Source organism: Actinomadura sp. 7K534, from assembly GCF_004348575.1.
Taxonomy (GTDB): Bacteria; Actinomycetota; Actinomycetes; order Streptosporangiales; family Streptosporangiaceae; genus Spirillospora; species Spirillospora livida.
The window spans coordinates 1-17497 of sequence record NZ_SMKB01000154.1; the positions used below are offsets into that span (position 1 = coordinate 1).

Below are 17497 nucleotides of genomic sequence, written 5' to 3' on the forward strand. Positions count from 1 at the left end.
GACGACCCCCCACACCCCCCGGTTCGCTTCGCTCATTTGAAGACCCCCGCGCCGCGCTCGGCCGGGCCGACCGCGTGCCGGAACACCTGGAACAGCTCCCGTCCGGTGCCCCGTGCGCGTCCGGCGTCTCCGGCCGCGGGTTCGCGGGCGGCGAACTCCCCGGCCGGGACGAGGACCTCCAGCACGCCCGCGTCCGCGTCGAGCCGGACGACGTCGCCGTCGCGGACGCGGGCGAGCGGCCCGCCCGCGGCCGCCTCCGGCGACACGTGGATCGCGGCGGGCACCGCCCCCGAGGCGCCCGACATGCGGCCGTCCGTGACCAGCGCGACGCGGTGCCCCCGGTCCTGCAGGACCGACAGCGGCGGGGTGAGCCGGTGCAGTTCCGGCATGCCGTTGGCGCGCGGCCCCTGGTTGCGGACGACCGCCACCACGTCCCGGTCGAGCTCCCCCGCGGCGAACGCGTCCTGGAGGTCCTCCTGCGAGTCGAACACGCGGGCGGGGGCCTCGACCGTCCGGTGCTCGGGACGGACAGCGGACACCTTGACCACCGCCCGGCCGAGGTTGCCGCGCACGGTGTGCAGGCCGCCCTGCGCGTCGAACGGCTCCGCCACCGGCCGCAGGACGTCCGTGTCGCCCGACTCCGTGACCCCCGCCCGCCACTCGGCCCCGCCGCCCGCGAACTCCGGGACGCGCCGGTAGTCGGCGAGGGTGTCGCCGCCGACCGTGCGCGCGTCCGCGTGCAGGAGCCCGGCGTCGATCAGCTCGCCGATGAGGAACGCGGTGCCGCCGGCCGCGTGGAAGTGGTTCACGTCGGCGGACCCGTTCGGGTAGAGGCGGGTCAGCAGCGGCGTCACCCTGGACAGCTCGTCGAAGTCGTCCCAGGTCAGCTCGATGCCGGCCGCGGCGGCCATCGCGACGAGGTGGAGCGTGTGGTTCGTCGAGCCGCCGGTGGCGAGCAGCGCCACGACGCCGTTGACGAACGCGCGCTCGTCCAGGAGTTCGCCGATGGGCGTGTAGTGGTCGCCCAGATCGGTCAGCCGCAGGACGCGCCGGCCGGCCGCCTCGGTGAGGGCGTCCCTGAGCTTGCTGCCCGGCGGGACGAAGCTCGCGCCCGGCAGGTGCAGGCCCATGACCTCCATCAGGAGCTGGTTGGAGTTGGCCGTCCCGTAGAACGTGCACGTGCCGGGCGAGTGGTAGGACGCGGCCTCGGCGGCGAGCAGTTCGTCGCGCCCGGCCTCCCCTGCCGCGAACCGCTTGCGGACCTTCGCCTTCGCGTCGTTCGGCAGCCCGGACGCCATCGGCCCGGCCGGCACTAGGATCACCGGCAGGTGCCCGAACGACAGCGCCCCGATCACCAGCCCCGGGACGATCTTGTCGCAGACGCCGAGCAGCAGCGCGCCGTCGAACATGTCGTGGGACAGCGCCACCGCCGTCGCCATCGCCACCACGTCCCGGCTGAACAGCGACAGCTCCATGCCGGCGCGGCCCTGCGTGATGCCGTCGCACATCGCGGGCACTCCCCCGGCGAACTGCGCCGTCCCCCCGGCCGCCCGGATCGCGGCCTTGAGCAGGCCGGGGTAGTCCTGGAGGGGCTGGTGCGCGGACAGCATGTCGTTGTACGCCGACACGATCGCGATGTTGGGCGTGACGCCGCCCCTCAGCCACAGCTTGTCCTGGACGCCGCAGGCCGCGAAGCCGTGGGCGAGGTTCGCGCAGCCCATGCCGCCGCGCACGGGGCCCTCGGTCCGCGCGTCCTGGATCCGCTCCAAGTACGCGCCTCGCGCTCCGGCGCTCCGCTCGGCGACACGCCGGGTCACTTCCGCCAGCACGGGATGGACGGCCATCAGACGCTCCAGGACGAGGGGGATCTTCGCGATCAAGCTACCGAGACATAGGTAAGCGATACAACCCACTTACGAAGTTTCTTTTACATAAGTCGCCCTCTTGTATCAACTGGACGTACTGAACACCGACATGCTTGACTGACCGGATGTCGCGCCCCGCCGGCCGCCCGTCCACGAGCGGCGACATCCTGCGCCTGATCCGCGAGGACGGTGTCGCCACCCGCGCCGGACTGGGGCGCGTCACGGGGCTGTCCCGCCCCGCCGTGGCCTCCCGCGTCGCCGACCTGGTCGCCCGCGGCCTCGTCGTCGAACGCGCGGACGGCCCCTCCACCGGCGGCCGCCCCCCGGCCCGCCTGGAGTTCAACGCCGCCGGGGGCACCGTCCTCGTCGCCAACCTCGGCCAGTCCCGCGGCCAGGTCGCCGTCTGCGACCTGGCGGGCGCGGTCATCACCCGCGCCGACGGCCCGCCGCCCGAGGCCACCCCCGGCGAGACGCTCCCCCGGCTCCTCGACCAGTGGACGTCGCTGCTGGCGGACTCCGGGATCGACGCCGCCACCGTCCGCGGCGTCGGCCTCGGCGTCCCCGACGCCGTGGAGCACGCCGCGGGACGCTGGGACGCCGTGGAGGTCGGCCCCCCGATCTCCGGCCGCTTCGGCGTCCCCGCCTATCTCGACAACGAGGTCAACGCCGCCGCCCTCGGCGAGCACCAGGCCCACCCCGGCGTGGACGACCTCCTGTTCGTCAAGGTCTCCACCGGCATCGGCGCCGGCCTCATCGCGGGCGGCCGCATCCAGCGCGGAGCCCTGGGCGCCGCCGGCGAGATCGGGCACGTGCCCGTCCCGTCCTCGGCGGAGACCCCCTGCCGCTGCGGCAACGTCAACTGCGTCGAGGCCGTCGCGGGCGGCACCGCCCTCCTGGCCCGCTCGCCGGCGCACGACCTGGCCGGCCTCGCCGCCCTGGCCCGCTCGGGCGACCCCGGCACCGTCGCGCTCCTCCGCGAGGCCGGCCGCCGCATCGGCGAGGTCGTCGCCACCGCCGTCAACCTGCTCAACCCGGCCGTCGTCGTCCTCGGCGGCGACCTCGTCGGCGCCGACGAGCCGCTCATCGCCGGTCTCCGCGAGGTCGTCTACCAGCGCGCCACCGCCCTCGCGACCCGCAGCCTGCGCATCGAGCCCAGCCGCCTCGGCGAGGCCGCGGGCCTCACCGGCTGCGCCGCGATGGTCCTCGACCGCATCCTCGCCCCGGAGGCCGTCGACTCGCCGCCCCGCTGACGCCGGCCCGCCTTCCCTGGAGCGCGAAGCGGGGGCGGGCCGCCGGGTAACGAATGGCGTGCCGGATTCCGCCGGACACCGTGAGAACGGCATTCCCCTAGCACAGCCGGGCGGCGGCCTGCCAGGGGTCGACATGGCGGTCTTCGGCCATGACTGCCTTAGAAACCGATTCGACACCGAATTGGCAAAGTCGCCGCCGACTCACCACCGGGACGAGCCGGACAAATCCCCAGATTGCGGGGCGCTCACCCGTACTCGGCGGTCACTCACGGCACACCCGTCACACCGAGATGTCCTTCCGGGTAACACTTTTCTACCGCCACGGCGCACGTCTCGGCGGGAATTCACTCTGGCAATCACGGAGGATTCATGGCTAACGTGTCCTCGTTCGCCCGAAGGCAGTCGATCGATCGGCCGAACACCATTGATCGAAAGCGGGAAAGATCGCGCCGGGGACCCGAAATCCCCGGCCGGCGGACGAAAAGGGAGCGGCGGAACACCATGGCTGACTTCAATTTCAGCGTCTTTTCCCGGGCCGCGGCCGCGGCCGCGGAGAGCGGCGACACCCGCCTGGCCGACGTTCTCGACCGGGCGGTCGCCGCGGCGCGGGAAGGCGGGCGGGACGGCGGGCGGGACGGTGCGCGCTGGACGGTGCGCCGGGACGCCATGTGGTGCCACGTGCTCCCCCAAGGAACCGAATGCCCAGCTCAGGGCTGGAAGCTGCACGTCTCCGCCACCCCGGCGTCGGCCGAGGAGGTGCTCGCCCGCTCGCTCGCGGTGCTCCTCGCCGCCGGCTCCGCGTTCAAGTTCGCCGCCGCCCACGACCAGGTGGCGGCGCTCAACGCCCGCAACACCTCCCGCGGCCATTCCGGAAAGTTCATCACCGTCTATCCGGTGAGCGATGAGGAGGCCGTCCGGCTGGCGCTGGAACTGCACCGGGCGACGGCCGGCCTGCCCGGCCCGCGCATTCTGTCCGACCGCCCCTACGCACCGGGCAGCCTCGTACATTACCGTTACGGCGCCTTCACCGAAGAGCGGCGGATAACCAACGACGGCTTCTACACATGGATGATTCTCGACCCGGACGGCAACCCGGTCGAAGACCAGCGCATCGGAAGATACACGCCTCCCTCCTGGGTCAGCTGCCCCTTTCCGGATCATCGGGCGGCCGACTCCGGCCACAGCGGGAAGGGAACCGGCGACGCGAACGGAAACGGCGCCGACGCCAATCAGAACGAGCTTCTGATCGGGACGCGTTTCACCGTCCGGGAGGCAATCCGCCACACCAACAAAGGCGGTGTCTACCGTGCCCTCGACACCGAGACGGGCGACCCGGTCGTCCTCAAGGAGGCCCGCCCGCACGTGGCCGCCGACGAGGAGGGGAACGACGCCCGCGACCTCCTCCGCGCCGAGGCCCGCGCGCTCGAGGCGGTCGAGCACCTGGGGCTGGCGCCGCGCCCGGTCCGGCTGTTCACCCAGAGCGGCCACCTGTTCCTGGCGGAGGAGCTGATCCCGGGCACCACCCTCGGGAAATGGACGGCGGATCTGCTCGGCGACCGCGGCTGGGGCCCGCACCTGGCCCCCGCGCTGGAGATGGCCGTCCGGCTCACCGACCTGATGATCCGGGCGCACGGCGCCGGGCTCATCGTGCGCGACTTCACCCCGAACAACATCATGGTCCGCCCGGACGGCGCGCCCATCCTGATCGACCTGGAGCTGGCCGTGGCCCCGGGCTCCCCGGACGCGGTCCCGCTGCGCGCCGGCACCCCGGGCTATGCGGCGCCCGAGCAGATGGACGGCGCGGCCCCCGACCCCGCGGCGGACCGGTTCGCGCTCGGCGCGACGCTCTGCCACGTGCTCACCGGCGGCCCGCCCTACCTCCTGGACGAGCGGCCCGTGGCGCGGCCGCCGGCCGAACGGCTCACGGAGCTGCTGACCGCGCGCACCCAGGGCCTCGACCTGCCCGCCCCGCTGATCCCGCTGCTGCTCGGGCTGATGGCCGACGACCCCCGGAGCCGCTGGAGCCCCGACCGGGCGCGTGCGGAACTCGCGGCGGCGTCGTCCGGCGACGCGGACGCCCCGCGGCCGGACCCGGCCGCCGGCCCGCGGCTCCGCTCCGGGTGGCTGCGCCAGCAGAACCGGGAGGTCGTCGCCGGCATCACAGAGCACCTCCTCGCCGCCATGGACCCCGAGGCCGAGGGCTCGCTGTGGCCCGCGTCCTGCGTCCACGGGGCGCCCGACCCCTGCAGCCTGCAGCACGGCGCCGCGGGCCCGCTGGGCGCGCTGACCCGCTGCTACGACCTCACCGGCGACCGCCGTCTCCCGGAGGCCATCGCCCGCGCGGGCCGGTGGATCCTCACCCGGCTGGACGACGGGACGGCCCGCCCCGCCGGGCTCTACTTCGGCACGGCGGGCGCGGCCTGGGCGGTGCTGGACGCGGGCCTCGCGACGGACGACGGCGAGCTCGTCGACGGCGCCCTCGCGCTGGCCGACCGGCTCCCGGCCGCGGTCGACGCCCCCGACATCACCCACGGGACGGCCGGCATCGGGCTCACCGCCCTGCACCTGTGGACCCTCACCGGGCACGCCCGCTACGCCGAGCGGGCGGCGGCCGCCGCCGACGCGCTGGCCGCCTCGGTGGAGGACCGGTCCGGCCGGCTCTCCTGGAGCACCCCGGCCCAGCACGAATCGAAGCTCGCCGGGCGGCGGTACTACGGGTTCGCGCACGGCGTCGCCGGCGTCGGCTACTTCCTGACCGCGTGCGCGCGGGCGACCGGCCGCGCCGACCACCTCGCGCTGGCCGCCGCCGTCGGGGGGGACCTGCTGGAGGAGGCGACCGTCACGGGACGGTCCGCGATGTGGGGGGCCGGTCCCGGCGACGCGCCGACGGCGCCGTACTGGTGCCACGGCGCCGCCGGGATCGGGGGCTTCCTCGTGCGGCTGGGCGACGCCACCGGCGACGCGCGCTTCACCCGGGGCGCCGAGCAGGCCGCGCAGGCGGTGCTGGACCACCGCTGGCGCGCGCCCCTCGGGCAGTGCCACGGGCTCGCCGGCAACGGGGACTTCCTGCTCGACATGGCCGCGTTCACCGGCGACGGGCGGTACCGGGACGCCGCCTGGCGGTTCGCCCGGACCATCGTCGCCAACCGGGCCGACCGCGACGGGCACTCGGTGTTCCCCGACGAGTTCGGGCAGGTCTCGGTGACGTGGGGCGACGGGATGAGCGGGATCCTGGCCTTCCTGCAGCGGACGTCGCACGGCACGCCGCGGCTGTGGACGGCGGACGTCCCGGACGGCCTGGCCGGAAGCGCGGCGGTCACGGGCGCCGGCGCGGAGCGGGTGTCATGAGCGCCCCCGTCCGCGAACCCGTCGCGCGGGGCGTGCCGCCGGTGCCGAGCCGGTTCGGGTTCGCCTTCGCCGAGGAGGGCGGCTGGGCCGCCTGCCTGCGCGCCGTCGAGGACGCGGTGACGCTGGAGAGATGGGACCTCACGCGGCCCGACCCGTCCCTGAGCACGCTCACCGGCGAGGAGGCGGGCGGCGTCGGCGGCCTCGACCGGCGGTGCGGCGTGCTGCCGCTGGACGACGGCCGCGTCCTGATCCTGCGCCCCGCGACCGGCGGCGACGGTGAGACGGCCGGGCACGGGACCGTGCTCGCCGCGGAGCCGTCCGGCCCGGGCCTGCGGATCACCCGCTCGTGGCCGGTCCCGGTCATGGTGGCCGGCTTCCTGCTGGCCGCCCCGGCGCCCGAGGGCACCGTGGTGCTCGTCACCGCGGAGGACGAGCGGCACTCCCGGATCTGGTGGCTGCGCTGGGCCTCCCCGGCCCTCGAACCGATCGTCCGGATCCCCGGCGTGCTGTCCGGCGGCGTCTGGCTGGACGGCGGACGCACCCTCGCCCTCGACCACGCCTCCGCCCAGCACCGCACCGCCGGCATCCGCGTCGACCTGCGCGACGGCACGTGGCGCCGCCTCTGGTCGGTCTCCGACACCACCACCGACCGGATCGCCGCCTACAGCCCCCGCTCCGGCGTCCTGGCCGTCACCACGACGTCGCCGGGCGCCCAGCCGCCCGGCACCGCGCAGACCGGGCTGCGGTTCCCCGGCGGCGGGCCGGTGCGGTTCCCCGACGCCCTCAACCGGTCCGAGCGTCCGCGGGCACCGCTGGCCTTCGACGCCGCCGGGGAGAACCTGCTCGTCCGGGAGACGCGGGGCGCCGTGGAAGGCCTCGCGGTCTACGCGCCCGGATGGGAGCGCGTCACCGCGGTCCCCGGACCGCCGGGAATGCTGTGGCCGCCCGCCTGCTGGGCGCGGGACGGCCGGATCCACCTGCGCTTCGCCGCCCCGGACCGGCCGCCCACCCTGGCCACCGTCCCGCATCCGCCCGCCGCCGGCTGGTGGCTGGCCCCCGACGACCTCGGGGCAGGCGGGAACTGGGCGGGCGCGGAAGCGGTCGAGCTGCCCGGCCCGGCGGGGCCGGTCGAGACGATCGTCTACGGCGGTCCCGGCTGGCGGCGGGCGCCCCGCCTGGTGCTCGCCCTGCACGGCGGCCCCCTGGCGGCCTGGCGGCTGGAGTTCGAGCCCCTCTTCCAGCACCTCGCCGCGGCCGGCGTCGCCGTGGCCGCGCCGAACCACCGGGGCAGCACCGGCTACGGCGAGCGGCACCTGCGGCCCGTCATCGGCGACTGGGGCGGCCCCGACCTCGACGACGTCGTCCACCTGGCCCGGGAGATCGCACGCGACCGCGACGCCGCCGGCCTGCCGCGCCCGGTCGTGCTCGGCGGCAGCTACGGCGCCTTCCTGGCGCTGCTGGCGGCGTGCCACGCCCCGGACCTGTGGTCGGGGTGCGTCGCGCTGGCGCCGTTCACCTCCGCCGCGAGCCTGCACGGCAGCGCGCCCGGCACCGTCCGGGACCGCGTGTCGCGGCTGAGCCGGTGCGACGCGCCCGGCGGGCCGGAGACCGGACGGGACGTCCTGCGCGCCTGCGCGGACCTCACCGCGCCGCTGCTGCTCGTCCACGGCACCCGGGACGAGGTCATCCCGGTGGCGCAGTCCAGGGCACTGCGCGCCCGCCTACTCGAACTCGGCAGGACCGAAGGAGTCGACTTCGACTACCTGGAGGCCGACGGCGACCACAACGGCGTCGTCCAGGCATGGCCCCCGGTCCTGCGTGAAGCGGTGGTCCGCTTCTGCCTCACGGCGGAACGGGCCTACGTATCGGACCAGGAAAGGAGGTGAAAAACACATGAACACGTTCGACGGTGACGTCGTGGCCGCTCTGCAGGAGCTGCCCGAGACCGACCCCATCGAGATCGAGGGGATCGCGCTCGGCGGGACGTGCGCGTGCGTCGGCCTGCTCACGCTGCTGAACACGGTGTGCGTCGGCATCTCGTGCATCTGACACCGCACATCCCATGCGGAATCCGGGACCCCTGAATGACCCCGGCCCGCAGAACCCCGGTCACGGGCCGGCCATGAGCCGGTCCGTGACCGGACCCATCGACGAGTGTAGATGACGCACCGCGACGACGGACGGAGCCGACGAGGGTGGTCCGGACACCGGCGGAACCCGGCGCGGCCGGCGGGCTCGACGGAACCGGAGGCGCGCCCGCGGAGGAACCCGCGGACGGGCCCGGCCCCCGGCCCGGCGGGCCGGCGGCGTCCGCCGCGCTGCGCGCCGCGGGAAGGCGGCGGCTGCGCGAGGCCATGCGCCGGTTCCGGCTGCGGATGTGCGCGCTGGCGGTGCTCACGGCCGTCCGCGTCGCCGCGACCCTCGCCACGCCGGTCATGCTCGCCGGGGCCGTCGACGCCGCCCGCACCCAGGAGGGCCTCGGCACGGCCACGGCGCGGCTGGCGCTCGTCCTCGCCCTGGCGGCCCTCGCCGACGCCGGGGAGGACGTGCTCGGCGCCTACTGCGGCAGCGACATCACCGCATGGCTGCGGCACCGGCTGCTCGGCCGGGTGCTGGCGCTGGGGACGCAGGGGCAGCGCCGCTTCCCCACCGGGGACGTGCTGTCCCGGCTCACCGAGAGCGCCTCGGGCCCCGCGGCCTTCCCCGTCCTGCTGCTGACGGCCGCGGCCGCGCTGGTGACCACGGCGGGCGCGCTGACCGCGCTCGCCCTGATCGACTGGTGGCTCGCCGTCGCGTTCGCGGCCGGGATCCCGCCGATGATCGTGGCGCTGCGCGTCTTCGTCGTCCAGGCGACCGAGCCGTTCGCGCGCTACCAGCGCTGCCAGGCGGCGATCGCGACCCGCCTGCTCGACGCCCGGCAGGGGATCCGCACGATCCGGGCGAGCGGCACGGCCGCGGCCGAGGTCCGGCGCATTCTCGAGCCCCTGCCCGACCTTCGCCGGGCCGGCCACGAGACCTGGGAGGCGCAGGGCCGGGTGAGCCGGCGTCTCGCCCTGCTGGCCCCCCTCACCCAGGTGCTGGTGGTCGGCACCGCCGGGATCCGGCTGGCCACCGGCGACATCACCACCGGCCAGCTCGTGGCGAGCGTCGCCTACGCCGCCATGGCCACCGCCTCGGCGTCGCTCTTCGACACCTTCGTCGCGCTGCTCAACTGCCAGGTCGGGGCCGGGCGGGTCGACGAGGTCCTGGCGGCCGCCCCGGCGGTGCGGCCGCCCGCCCGGCCGGTGCCGCTGCCGGACGGCCCCGGCAGGCTCCGGCTGAAGGGCGTCACCGTGCGGGTCGGCGGGCGCGCCGTCCTGGACGGGCTCGACCTCGACGTGCCGCCCGGCGCGACCGTCGCGGTCGTCGGCACCTCGGGGACGGGGAAGAGCGTGCTGGTGTCGACGGTCGGGCGGCTCCTCGATCCCGACGAGGGGGTCGTCGAACTCGACGGCGTCCCCGTTACCGCGGTCCCCCTGGCGCAAGTGCGGCGCGCCGTCGCCTACGCCTTCGAACGTCCCGCGCTTCTCGGCGCCACCGTGCACGACACCATCGCCTACGCGCGTCCCGAGTCGACCCGCGACGAGGTGCGCGACGCCGCCCGGACCGCCGCCGCCGACCGCTTCATCCGGGCGCTGCCGGACGGATACGACACCCCGCTCACCGACGCGCCGCTCTCCGGCGGCGAACTCCAGCGCCTCGGCCTGGCCCGCGCCGCGCTCACCCGGGCCCGGATCGTCGTCCTGGACGACGCCACCAGCAGCCTCGACACCGCCACGGAGCTGAAGGTGACCCGGGCGCTCCAGCGGATCCTGGCCGGCCGCACCAGCCTGGTGGTCGCCCGCCGCCCCGCCACGGCCGCCCGCGCCGACCTCGTCGCCTGGCTGGACGCCGGCCGGGTGCGGGCCCTCGCCGCCCACGCGGAGCTGTGGCCCGACCCCGCCTACCGGGCGGTGTTCTCCGCGTCCGCCGCCGGAGCGGCGGCGGACGCATGACCGCCCCGCCCGCCGCCCGGCTGCTGCACCGCCACCTTCGCGGGCGCGGGCCGGCCATGCGGCGCCTCGCCGCCTGGTCCGCGCTCGAATCGCTCCCGGCGTTCGCGTCCGGTCTCCTCCTCGCGCGGGCCGTCGACCAGGGGTTCCTCGCCGGGCGGCCGCTCATCGGTCTCGGCTGGCTCGGCGCCCTCGCCGTCCTGTACGTCGCCGGAGCGGTCGGGACCGGCCGGATCTACCCGTGGCTCGCCGCCACCGTGGAGCCGCTGCGCGACTCCCTCGTGAAGGAGGTCGTCACAGCCTCCCTGGACCGGATGGCCGACCGGGCGCCGGGCGCCGGGGGCGCGGGCGTGTCCCAGGTGACCGAGCAGGCCGAGGCCGTCCGGGTCCTGCTCGGCACCGCGCTGCGCAACGTCCGCCAGCTGCTGTCGGCCGGTGTCGCCGCGCTGCTCGGCCTGGCCCTGCTCTCCCCGCCGCTGGCGCTGGTCATCTGCCTGTCGGTGGCGCTCGCCCTCGCGGTGTTCGCTGCGTTCGTCGGCCTGCAGATCCGCCGCTACCGGGCCGTCGTCCGGGAGGCGGAGCGGATCGGCGAGAGCGCCGCCGCGGTCGTCGGCGGCGTCCGGGACGTCGTCGCCTGCGCGGCGGAGGACCGCGCGGCCCGCGCCGTCGGCGAGGTGATCGACGCCCAGGCCGCGGCGCTGCGCGCGTACGCCCGCACCCGCCTGGTCCGCCTGCCGGTGCTCGCCCTGGGCGTGCACGTGCCGCTGATCGCCCTGCTGCTGCTGTCCCCCTACCTGACCGAGCAGCACGGGCTCACGCCGGGGCAGATCGCGGGGGCGGCCGGCTACCTGGTCGCCGGGCTCCAGCCGGGCATCACCGTCCTCGTCGACGCGGGCGGCACGCTCCTGCTCAGCCTCGCCGTGATTCTCGGCCGGCTCGCCGAGACCTGCGCCGGCCCCGCCGCGCCCGCCGAGCCCATACCGGCCGCGCCGCCCGCCGGCGCGTCCTTCGACATCGAGGCCGACGGCGTCACCTTCGCCTACTCCCCGCACGCCGAGCCCGTCCTGCGGGACCTGTCCCTGCGCGTCCCGGAGGGCACGCACCTGGCGGTGGTCGGCCCCAGCGGCGCCGGGAAGTCGACGCTCGCCAACCTCCTCACCGGCCTCCTCCCGCCGCAGCGGGGCAGCGTGACGCTCGGCGGGGTCCCCCTGCCCCGACTCGGCCGGGAACGGCTGCGGTCGGCGGTCGCGCTCATCCCGCAGGAGAGCTACGTCTTCGCCGCGACGCTGCGCGAGAACCTCGCGTACCTGTGCCCGCGGGCCACCACCGCGCAGCTCGACGAGACCGTGCGCGCCGTCGGGCTCACCGAGACCGTCGAGCGCCTCGGCGGATACGACGCCGGCATCCCGCCGGGCGGCGGCGACCTCTCCCACGGGGAACGCCAGCTCATCACCCTGGCCCGCGCGCACCTGTCCCCCGCCCCGGTCATCGTCCTGGACGAGGCGACCAGCCACCTGCACCCCGCCGCCGAGGCCCGCGCCGAACGGGCTCTGGCCGCCCGCGGCAGAACCCTCATCGTCATCGCGCACCGCATGACGTCCGCCGAACGCGCCGGAAAGGTCCTCCTCCTGGACGGCCCCACTCCCCTCCTCGGCACCCACGAGACCCTCCAGGCCCGCAGTGCCCTCTACGCGGACCTGGTGGGCCACTGGCACACCTGACCACCCGGGAGAAACGCCGTGGAACCTTGGGAGCCCGGGCCGCCGCGCGCCGAACGGCCCGGAACCACGTCGTCGCCGGCACGAACGCTGATCAGCGATGAAGCCGGTCTGAAGCAGGTCTGAAGTCGGCGGGTGCCTTACTGATGAAGACCCGGCGGGGCGGCGGAACCCCTCGGCCGGCCGACCGGTCCGCACCGCCGTGCCATGCCAATCGGGAAGTGCAGCTCGAAGGGGAAGACCATGTCAAGGCGTGCCATCGTGACCACGGCCGCATCGGCGCTCATCGGTGCGGGGCTGCTGGTCACCGCACCCGCCGCCGCGGCCGAGCCGAATCCGCCCGGGTGCGAGAAGGGCTACTTCTGCCTGTACTCCTCGTACGATCAGACCGGCGGGCTCGTGCTGAAGAGGGCGGGCAACTGGACCGGCAGCGTCAGGGCCGGCTCGATCTTCAACAACGGCGTCCCCTATCCGAACGCCGACCACATCCAGGTCTACTGGTCCTTCGGGGACTACAGCAACACGACCTGCCTGCACTACAACCCCGGCCCCGGCGCGTACAAGCGCGACTTCCTGCCGGGCACGGTCGTGACCAAGGTGGTCTGGCGCGGCGAATGCTGATGCACCGCGCTCAGGCATCGTAGAGGCGCGAGGCTCCGTTGATGCGGGGTCAGGGCCAGGTTCGGGCGTTGGCGGCGAAGGTTTCGGGGTCGCTGTGGATCGGGACCACGCAGAACAGGTGGCCGCCTGGGGCGCGGAGGGTGTGGGCGTCCTTCCACCTGGACACCGGTTCCGCGCCCAGGGCCGTCAGGCGGGCGACCTCCGCCTCCAGGTCGTCGGTCTCGATGTCGACGTGGTAGCGCGGGGGGCCGTCGACCGACTGGACGACGGTGAACAGATCCGGGACGGCGCGGTTCAGGACCGTGAACTGCTCCTCGCCCGGAGCGGGGAAGGTCGAGGCGCCCAGGGCGGCGGACCAGAAGTCCGCCGCCCTGGCGGCTTCGTCGGCGGGGGTGTCGATCAGGATTCCGACCAGTCGGCTGCGATGCATGGCGGCAGACTAGCCGGGCTCCGGGGATGCGGTCAGGCCGTGGCTTCGATCTCCTCGCGGGTGAGGATCGGGTCCGGGGCCGTGGGGGCGGTGGAGATGAACGGGTTCGCCTTCTTGCCGGCGGCGCGCTTCTGGGCCTGGTGGTACTCCTTGAGGGGACCGGTGGCCTCGTGGAGGGCGTTGAGGGCGAACCAGAGGGACGTGCGGCGGAGGCGGAGCTTGACCGGGTTGGGCGGCTGGTAGAGGGCCAGCCGCTGCGCCCACTTCGGCAGCATGTCGCGGGCCGCCCAGTCCATGAACTCGCTGCCGGGCTCCCATGCCTTGGCCTTGCTGTCGCGCAGGTTGGGTCCGGTCTGAGCCGCCTTGATGGGGGTGAGGGCCAGGCGCGGCAGGTACGACTCAAGGCATTCGGCGGTCTCGGCCTTGGTGGTGGGCAGGTCGGTGCCGCCCAGGGCCTCGCCCACGCGGACGAACTCGCGGTAGTAGCGGTCGATGTCGTGCAGCGGGCGGCGGTGGTAGCGCTCGTGGGCGGTGGCAAGGCCCCACACGACGGTGGCGTAGTTCCAGCGCAGCCATTCGGGGTCGTCGGCGTCGTAGGCGAGGCCGTCGGGGCGGGTGCCCTTGACCGTGTGGTGCATGGCGCGGACGGTGCGCGCCAGCTTCTCCGCGCTCGCGGTGGAGCCGTAGGCGGTGCCGATGAAGAACGAGATGGAGTGCGCGAGGCGCACCGCGCCGCCTTCGGGGTCGAAGTTGCCGGTCGGGACGCCGTCGACGCGCTCGGCGAGGCGGGAGTGGTCGTAGCCCATCCAGCTGATGCTCGGGTCGAGGCCCTCGATGTAGGCGGCGCTCACCAGGCCCAGGATCAGGGTGGGCAGGTGCGAGTGCACGTACCAGACCGCGCTGCCGGGCCCGAACCAGCCGGGGTCGCCCGCCGGGCCGGCGAAGTCGAGGCCCTTGAAGAACCTGGAGCGAATCTCGGCGTCGAAGGACTGCTCGAACCGCTTGGCGATCGGGTTGGTCTTCATCCGGGGTCTCCCACTTTCTGGCTACGACTGTAGCCAGAATAAGTGATTGGTTACGCGCGTGTCCAGACTTGCTATCGTGAGCCCATGGCGAGCGTGTCCACCCGGTGGGCCGGGGTCCCCGTGGCCAGGCGGAAGGACGAGCGGCGCGAGATGCTCGTCCGGGCGGCGTTCGCGCTGTTCGGAGAGCAGGGTGAGGCCGGGCTCACGGTGCGCGCGGTGTGCCGCGAGGCCGAGCTGCACACCCGGTACTTCTACGAGAACTTCACCGGGACCGACGAGCTGCTCGCCGCCGTCTACGACGAGCAGGCGGCCGCGCTCGGGGACGTCCTCGCCCGCGCCCTGGACGAGGCGGGCCCCGATCCGGAGGCGCGGACGCGGGCCGGCGTCCGCAACGTCCTCCGGTTCATCAGTGAGGACCCGCGGCGGGGGCGCGTGCTGTTCGCCGAGGCGCGCGGCAACGAGGTCCTGGCCGTGCGGCGGAGGGCGGCGCAGACCGGCCTGCTGGACGGTCTCATCGCGATGGGCCCCGGGCCGGAGCTGCCCGTCGTCGTCGCCGCGACCATGTTCACCGGCGCCATGACCGAGCTGGCGCAGCAGTGGGCGGACGGACGCCTGGGGCAAGACCTCGACGCCGTCGTGGACCAGGCCGTGGAGCTGTCACTGGCCCTGCACGCGACGACCAGGAAGCGCCTGCCCGGCTAGGCGGCCTGCCGGCGGGCGGAGGCGCCGGTCGCCCGGCGGGCGAAGGCGCCGATCTCCTTGATCGCGGCGAGGCCCTCCCGGGAGACGTCGGCGAAGATCTGGAAGACGTGCATCTGCCCTTCCCAGATCTGCAGCGTGCACGGCACGTCCGCGGCGCCGAGCCGCTCGGCCATCAGTTCGGCGTCGGCGCGGATCACCTCGATCGAGCCGGCCTGGATGAGGGTGGGCGGCAGGCCGCCGAGGTCGGCGTGCACGGGGCTCAGCCACGGGTCGGTGTACACGCCGTCCGGGAAGCAGAGCCGGACCATGTCCCACATGCGCGGCGCCGGGATGAACGGGTCGAGCGCCGCGTTGGCGTGCGCGATCTTGACGTCGATGTCCAGGTCGGTGAAGGGCGACAGGGCGACGATGCCGGCGGGGCGGGGCAGCCCGTCGCGCAGCGCGTAGAGCGGTGCCATGAAGGCGAGGTAGCCGCCCGCCGAGTCGCCGCCGACCACGATGTCGTCCGCGTCGTACCCCTTGTCGAGGAGCCACCGGTAGGCGTCCACGCAGTCGCCGATGGACGTGGCGATGGGGACGCGGGGCTGCATGCGGTAGGCGACCGACAGCACCGGCATGCCCGCCGCCTGCGAGATCCGGGCGAGCATCCGGCGGTGGGTGCGCAGGCCGCAGGCGACGAACCCGCCGCCGTGGAAGTAGAGGACGGCCTTGCCCGACCCGGCGGGCACGCCGCGGCCGCGGACCCATTCGGCGGCGCAGCCGAGCCCCTTCACCTTCGTGACGCGGGTGCCGCGCGGGGGGACCATGAGCGCCGCGCCGAGGTCGAGCAGCGGGGCGAGGCGCAGCGTGAACGGCGTCCACGGCAGCCGGGCGACGAGCGGGCGCAGGACCCACCGGGACACCCGCGCGGCCGCCTTGGCGGGCCACCCGCATCCCGCGCGCTCCTCCACCGTCGGTGTGATCGGCATCCGCCGCCCCTCTCGCCAGTCGAATCCGCGGCGAGATTACTACCAAGTAAGTGCTCAGGTACAGGGTCAGGAGTGCAGTGCCTCGTCCGGGGGGCCGACCGACACCCGGGTGAAGCGGACGGTGAGGCCGTCGCGCTCGGGGGCGCAGCAGTACGGACCGGCCGCCGCCGGGACGCCCGCCGGGAACGGCGCCAGCCGGATCAGGTGCCACGGATCGTCGCCGGCGCGGGCCCGGATCGTCACGGCGTCGCCGCTGCGGCTGGCCCGGAGGGTCACCTCGCGGCCCGCCCAGGGGACGGGCGCGGACGACCAGTCCGAGACGCCGTTGGTGACGACGGCGCCGAGCTGGAGTTCCCCGTCGCAGTACTCGGCGCCCGTCTTGATCCAGGTGGCCTCGTCCACGCGGAGCAGGATGCCGGCCTGGTCGAACTGGTGGTCGTAGTCCGCGACGAAGGACACTTCGACGGCGGCCTCGGGGCCGAGCGGCGACAGCAGCGCGTGGCCGCTGTCGCGGTCGTAGCCGTAGGCGGTCGTCCGCCAGAAGTCGCTGCCCTTGGCGGCGGTGACGAGGAGGTCGGATCCGTCGCGGTCGGCGGCGGGGGGCGGGTTGAGCCAGTCGCCTGTGATCATGACTGGGAATCTACGGGAGGGGGTGGGGCTGGCTCCACCCTCCTTTCGGGGCTTTCCCCCCGCCGATCGGGTGGCTGGGGCCAGTGCCCGGAAGGTGTCGTACCCGAAGGATGTTATTGGCGGGAACGACGGGTGATCGGGGAGGACGACCGATGGCGATCGGCGGGTTGAGCGTTTCCATCGACCGGGGCGTGCGGTACGGGTTGCGGCCGCTGGCCACCGAGATGGGGCTGCTCGCGGTCCTCTTCGCGTTCTACAAGTGGGGGCGGGCGCTTTTCGACCACGGCCCCGCCGAGGCGATGGCGAACGCGGCGCGGCTGTGGGAGTTCCAGGCGGCCTGGCTGCCGAGCGAGGTGGAATTGCAGCAGTGGGCGCTGGGATGGGAGCACACCGCGTTCCTGGCGAACGTCTATTACGTGGGCATGCACTTTCCCGGAACGACACTGCTATTGGTCTGGCTTTATGTGCGGCACCGGTCGTCCTATACCAGGGTGAGGAACGAGCTGGTGGTGCTGACCGGCGCGGGGCTGGTCGTGCACGTGCTGTTCCCGCTGGCGCCGCCGCGGCTGGCCGGCATCGGCGCCGTGGACACGATGATGACCGTCGGCCCGTCCGCGTATCCGGCGGCGACGGACGGGATCGCCAACCAGTACGCGGCGATGCCGTCGCTGCACGTCGGGTGGGCGCTCCTCGTCGCGGTCGCGGTGGTGCGGGCGTCGCGGAGCCGGTGGCGGTGGATCGTCGCGATGCACGCGCCGGTCACGGTGCTCGTGGTGGTCGTGACGGCCAACCACTACTGGACGGACGGCCTCGTCGCGGGCGTCCTGCTGGCGGGTGCGATGGCGGCGGTCGCGGCCGCCGGGCGGGTGCGGCGCGGCGCGGCACCGCGCGCGGCACGGGCGGCGGGGG

14 protein-coding genes are annotated in these 17497 nt (G+C 74.7%); 9 read left to right on the forward strand and 5 right to left on the reverse strand.

From position 1 onward, the window contains the following. Positions 1-32 precede the first annotated feature (32 nt). A complete protein-coding gene (edd, locus tag E1266_RS25355) occupies positions 33-1844 on the reverse strand; it encodes a phosphogluconate dehydratase (protein WP_132051098.1) in 1812 nt (603 codons plus the stop codon). A gap of 146 nt (positions 1845-1990) precedes the next feature. On the opposite strand from edd, the gene E1266_RS25360 reads away from it, so the two are divergent. The 7 genes from E1266_RS25360 to E1266_RS25385 all read left to right on the forward strand — a co-directional run bounded on the left by E1266_RS25360 (position 1991) and on the right by E1266_RS25385 (position 12833). Beyond that, positions 1991-3115, forward strand: a complete 1125-nt coding sequence (locus E1266_RS25360) for an ROK family transcriptional regulator (RefSeq protein ID WP_132051079.1) — start codon at positions 1991-1993, stop codon at positions 3113-3115. A gap of 501 nt (positions 3116-3616) precedes the next feature. Continuing rightward, positions 3617-6463: a class IV lanthionine synthetase LanL gene (gene lanL, locus E1266_RS25365; protein WP_207945905.1), complete on the forward strand. Its 2847-nt coding sequence runs from the start codon at positions 3617-3619 to the stop codon at positions 6461-6463. Next, positions 6460-8349: an alpha/beta fold hydrolase gene (locus tag E1266_RS39915; RefSeq protein WP_132051081.1), complete on the forward strand. Its 1890-nt coding sequence runs from the start codon at positions 6460-6462 to the stop codon at positions 8347-8349. Before lanL ends, E1266_RS39915 begins: the two co-directional genes overlap by 4 nt. Positions 8350-8356: 7 nt before the next feature. Beyond that, complete coding sequence (locus E1266_RS38190; RefSeq protein ID WP_165966204.1) at positions 8357-8512, forward strand: VenA family class IV lanthipeptide; 156 nt, start codon at positions 8357-8359, stop codon at positions 8510-8512. 146 nt (positions 8513-8658) lie between these two features. Continuing rightward, positions 8659-10497, forward strand: coding sequence for an ABC transporter ATP-binding protein (locus E1266_RS25375; RefSeq protein WP_132051083.1), 1839 nt, complete (start codon positions 8659-8661; stop codon positions 10495-10497). Next, positions 10494-12215 (forward strand): ABC transporter ATP-binding protein, encoded by a 1722-nt coding sequence (locus E1266_RS25380; protein WP_132051085.1) that lies wholly within the window; start codon positions 10494-10496, stop codon positions 12213-12215. Before E1266_RS25375 ends, E1266_RS25380 begins: the two co-directional genes overlap by 4 nt. A gap of 240 nt (positions 12216-12455) precedes the next feature. Next, positions 12456-12833: a peptidase inhibitor family I36 protein gene (locus E1266_RS25385; protein ID WP_132051087.1), complete on the forward strand. Its 378-nt coding sequence runs from the start codon at positions 12456-12458 to the stop codon at positions 12831-12833. Between the two features lie 49 nt (positions 12834-12882). On the opposite strand, the gene E1266_RS25390 is transcribed toward E1266_RS25385, so the two are convergent. After that, positions 12883-13263: a VOC family protein gene (locus tag E1266_RS25390; protein WP_132051089.1), complete on the reverse strand. Its 381-nt coding sequence runs from the start codon at positions 13261-13263 to the stop codon at positions 12883-12885. A gap of 32 nt (positions 13264-13295) precedes the next feature. Continuing rightward, on the reverse strand, positions 13296-14288 hold the full coding sequence (locus tag E1266_RS25395; protein WP_132051091.1) for an oxygenase MpaB family protein: 993 nt from the start codon (positions 14286-14288) through the stop codon (positions 13296-13298). Between the two features lie 84 nt (positions 14289-14372). Between E1266_RS25395 and E1266_RS25400 the strand changes: the two genes are divergently transcribed. Then, positions 14373-14990, forward strand: coding sequence for a TetR family transcriptional regulator (locus tag E1266_RS25400; RefSeq protein WP_132051093.1), 618 nt, complete (start codon positions 14373-14375; stop codon positions 14988-14990). On the opposite strand, the gene E1266_RS25405 is transcribed toward E1266_RS25400, so the two are convergent. Together E1266_RS25405 and E1266_RS25410 are read right to left on the reverse strand one after the other, a co-directional pair. Next, positions 14987-15958 (reverse strand): alpha/beta hydrolase, encoded by a 972-nt coding sequence (locus tag E1266_RS25405; protein WP_132051095.1) that lies wholly within the window; start codon positions 15956-15958, stop codon positions 14987-14989. The two genes, E1266_RS25400 and E1266_RS25405, sit on opposite strands and share 4 nt — an antisense overlap. 66 nt (positions 15959-16024) lie before the next feature. Further along, positions 16025-16588 carry a DUF1349 domain-containing protein gene (locus tag E1266_RS25410; protein ID WP_132051096.1) on the reverse strand — a complete coding sequence of 188 codons (564 nt, stop codon included), beginning with the start codon at positions 16586-16588 and terminating at the stop codon, positions 16025-16027. A 152-nt stretch (positions 16589-16740) separates the two neighbouring features. Between E1266_RS25410 and E1266_RS25415 the strand changes: the two genes are divergently transcribed. Beyond that, a partial coding sequence (locus E1266_RS25415; RefSeq protein WP_165966205.1) for a phosphatase PAP2 family protein occupies positions 16741-17497 on the forward strand: 757 nt, incomplete at its 3' end.

Coding starts and splice junctions, on each gene's coding strand:
- edd (WP_132051098.1), bottom strand. CDS start 1,844: ATGGCCGTCCATCCCGTGCTGGCGGAAGTGACCCGGCGTGTCGCCGAG.
- E1266_RS25360 (WP_132051079.1), top strand. CDS start 1,991: ATGTCGCGCCCCGCCGGCCGCCCGTCCACGAGCGGCGACATCCTGCGC.
- lanL (WP_207945905.1), top strand. CDS start 3,617: ATGGCTGACTTCAATTTCAGCGTCTTTTCCCGGGCCGCGGCCGCGGCC.
- E1266_RS39915 (WP_132051081.1), top strand. CDS start 6,460: ATGAGCGCCCCCGTCCGCGAACCCGTCGCGCGGGGCGTGCCGCCGGTG.
- E1266_RS38190 (WP_165966204.1), top strand. CDS start 8,357: ATGAACACGTTCGACGGTGACGTCGTGGCCGCTCTGCAGGAGCTGCCC.
- E1266_RS25380 (WP_132051085.1), top strand. CDS start 10,494: ATGACCGCCCCGCCCGCCGCCCGGCTGCTGCACCGCCACCTTCGCGGG.
- E1266_RS25385 (WP_132051087.1), top strand. CDS start 12,456: ATGTCAAGGCGTGCCATCGTGACCACGGCCGCATCGGCGCTCATCGGT.
- E1266_RS25390 (WP_132051089.1), bottom strand. CDS start 13,263: ATGCATCGCAGCCGACTGGTCGGAATCCTGATCGACACCCCCGCCGAC.
- E1266_RS25395 (WP_132051091.1), bottom strand. CDS start 14,288: ATGAAGACCAACCCGATCGCCAAGCGGTTCGAGCAGTCCTTCGACGCC.
- E1266_RS25400 (WP_132051093.1), top strand. CDS start 14,373: ATGGCGAGCGTGTCCACCCGGTGGGCCGGGGTCCCCGTGGCCAGGCGG.
- E1266_RS25405 (WP_132051095.1), bottom strand. CDS start 15,958: ATGCCGATCACACCGACGGTGGAGGAGCGCGCGGGATGCGGGTGGCCC.
- E1266_RS25410 (WP_132051096.1), bottom strand. CDS start 16,588: ATGATCACAGGCGACTGGCTCAACCCGCCCCCCGCCGCCGACCGCGAC.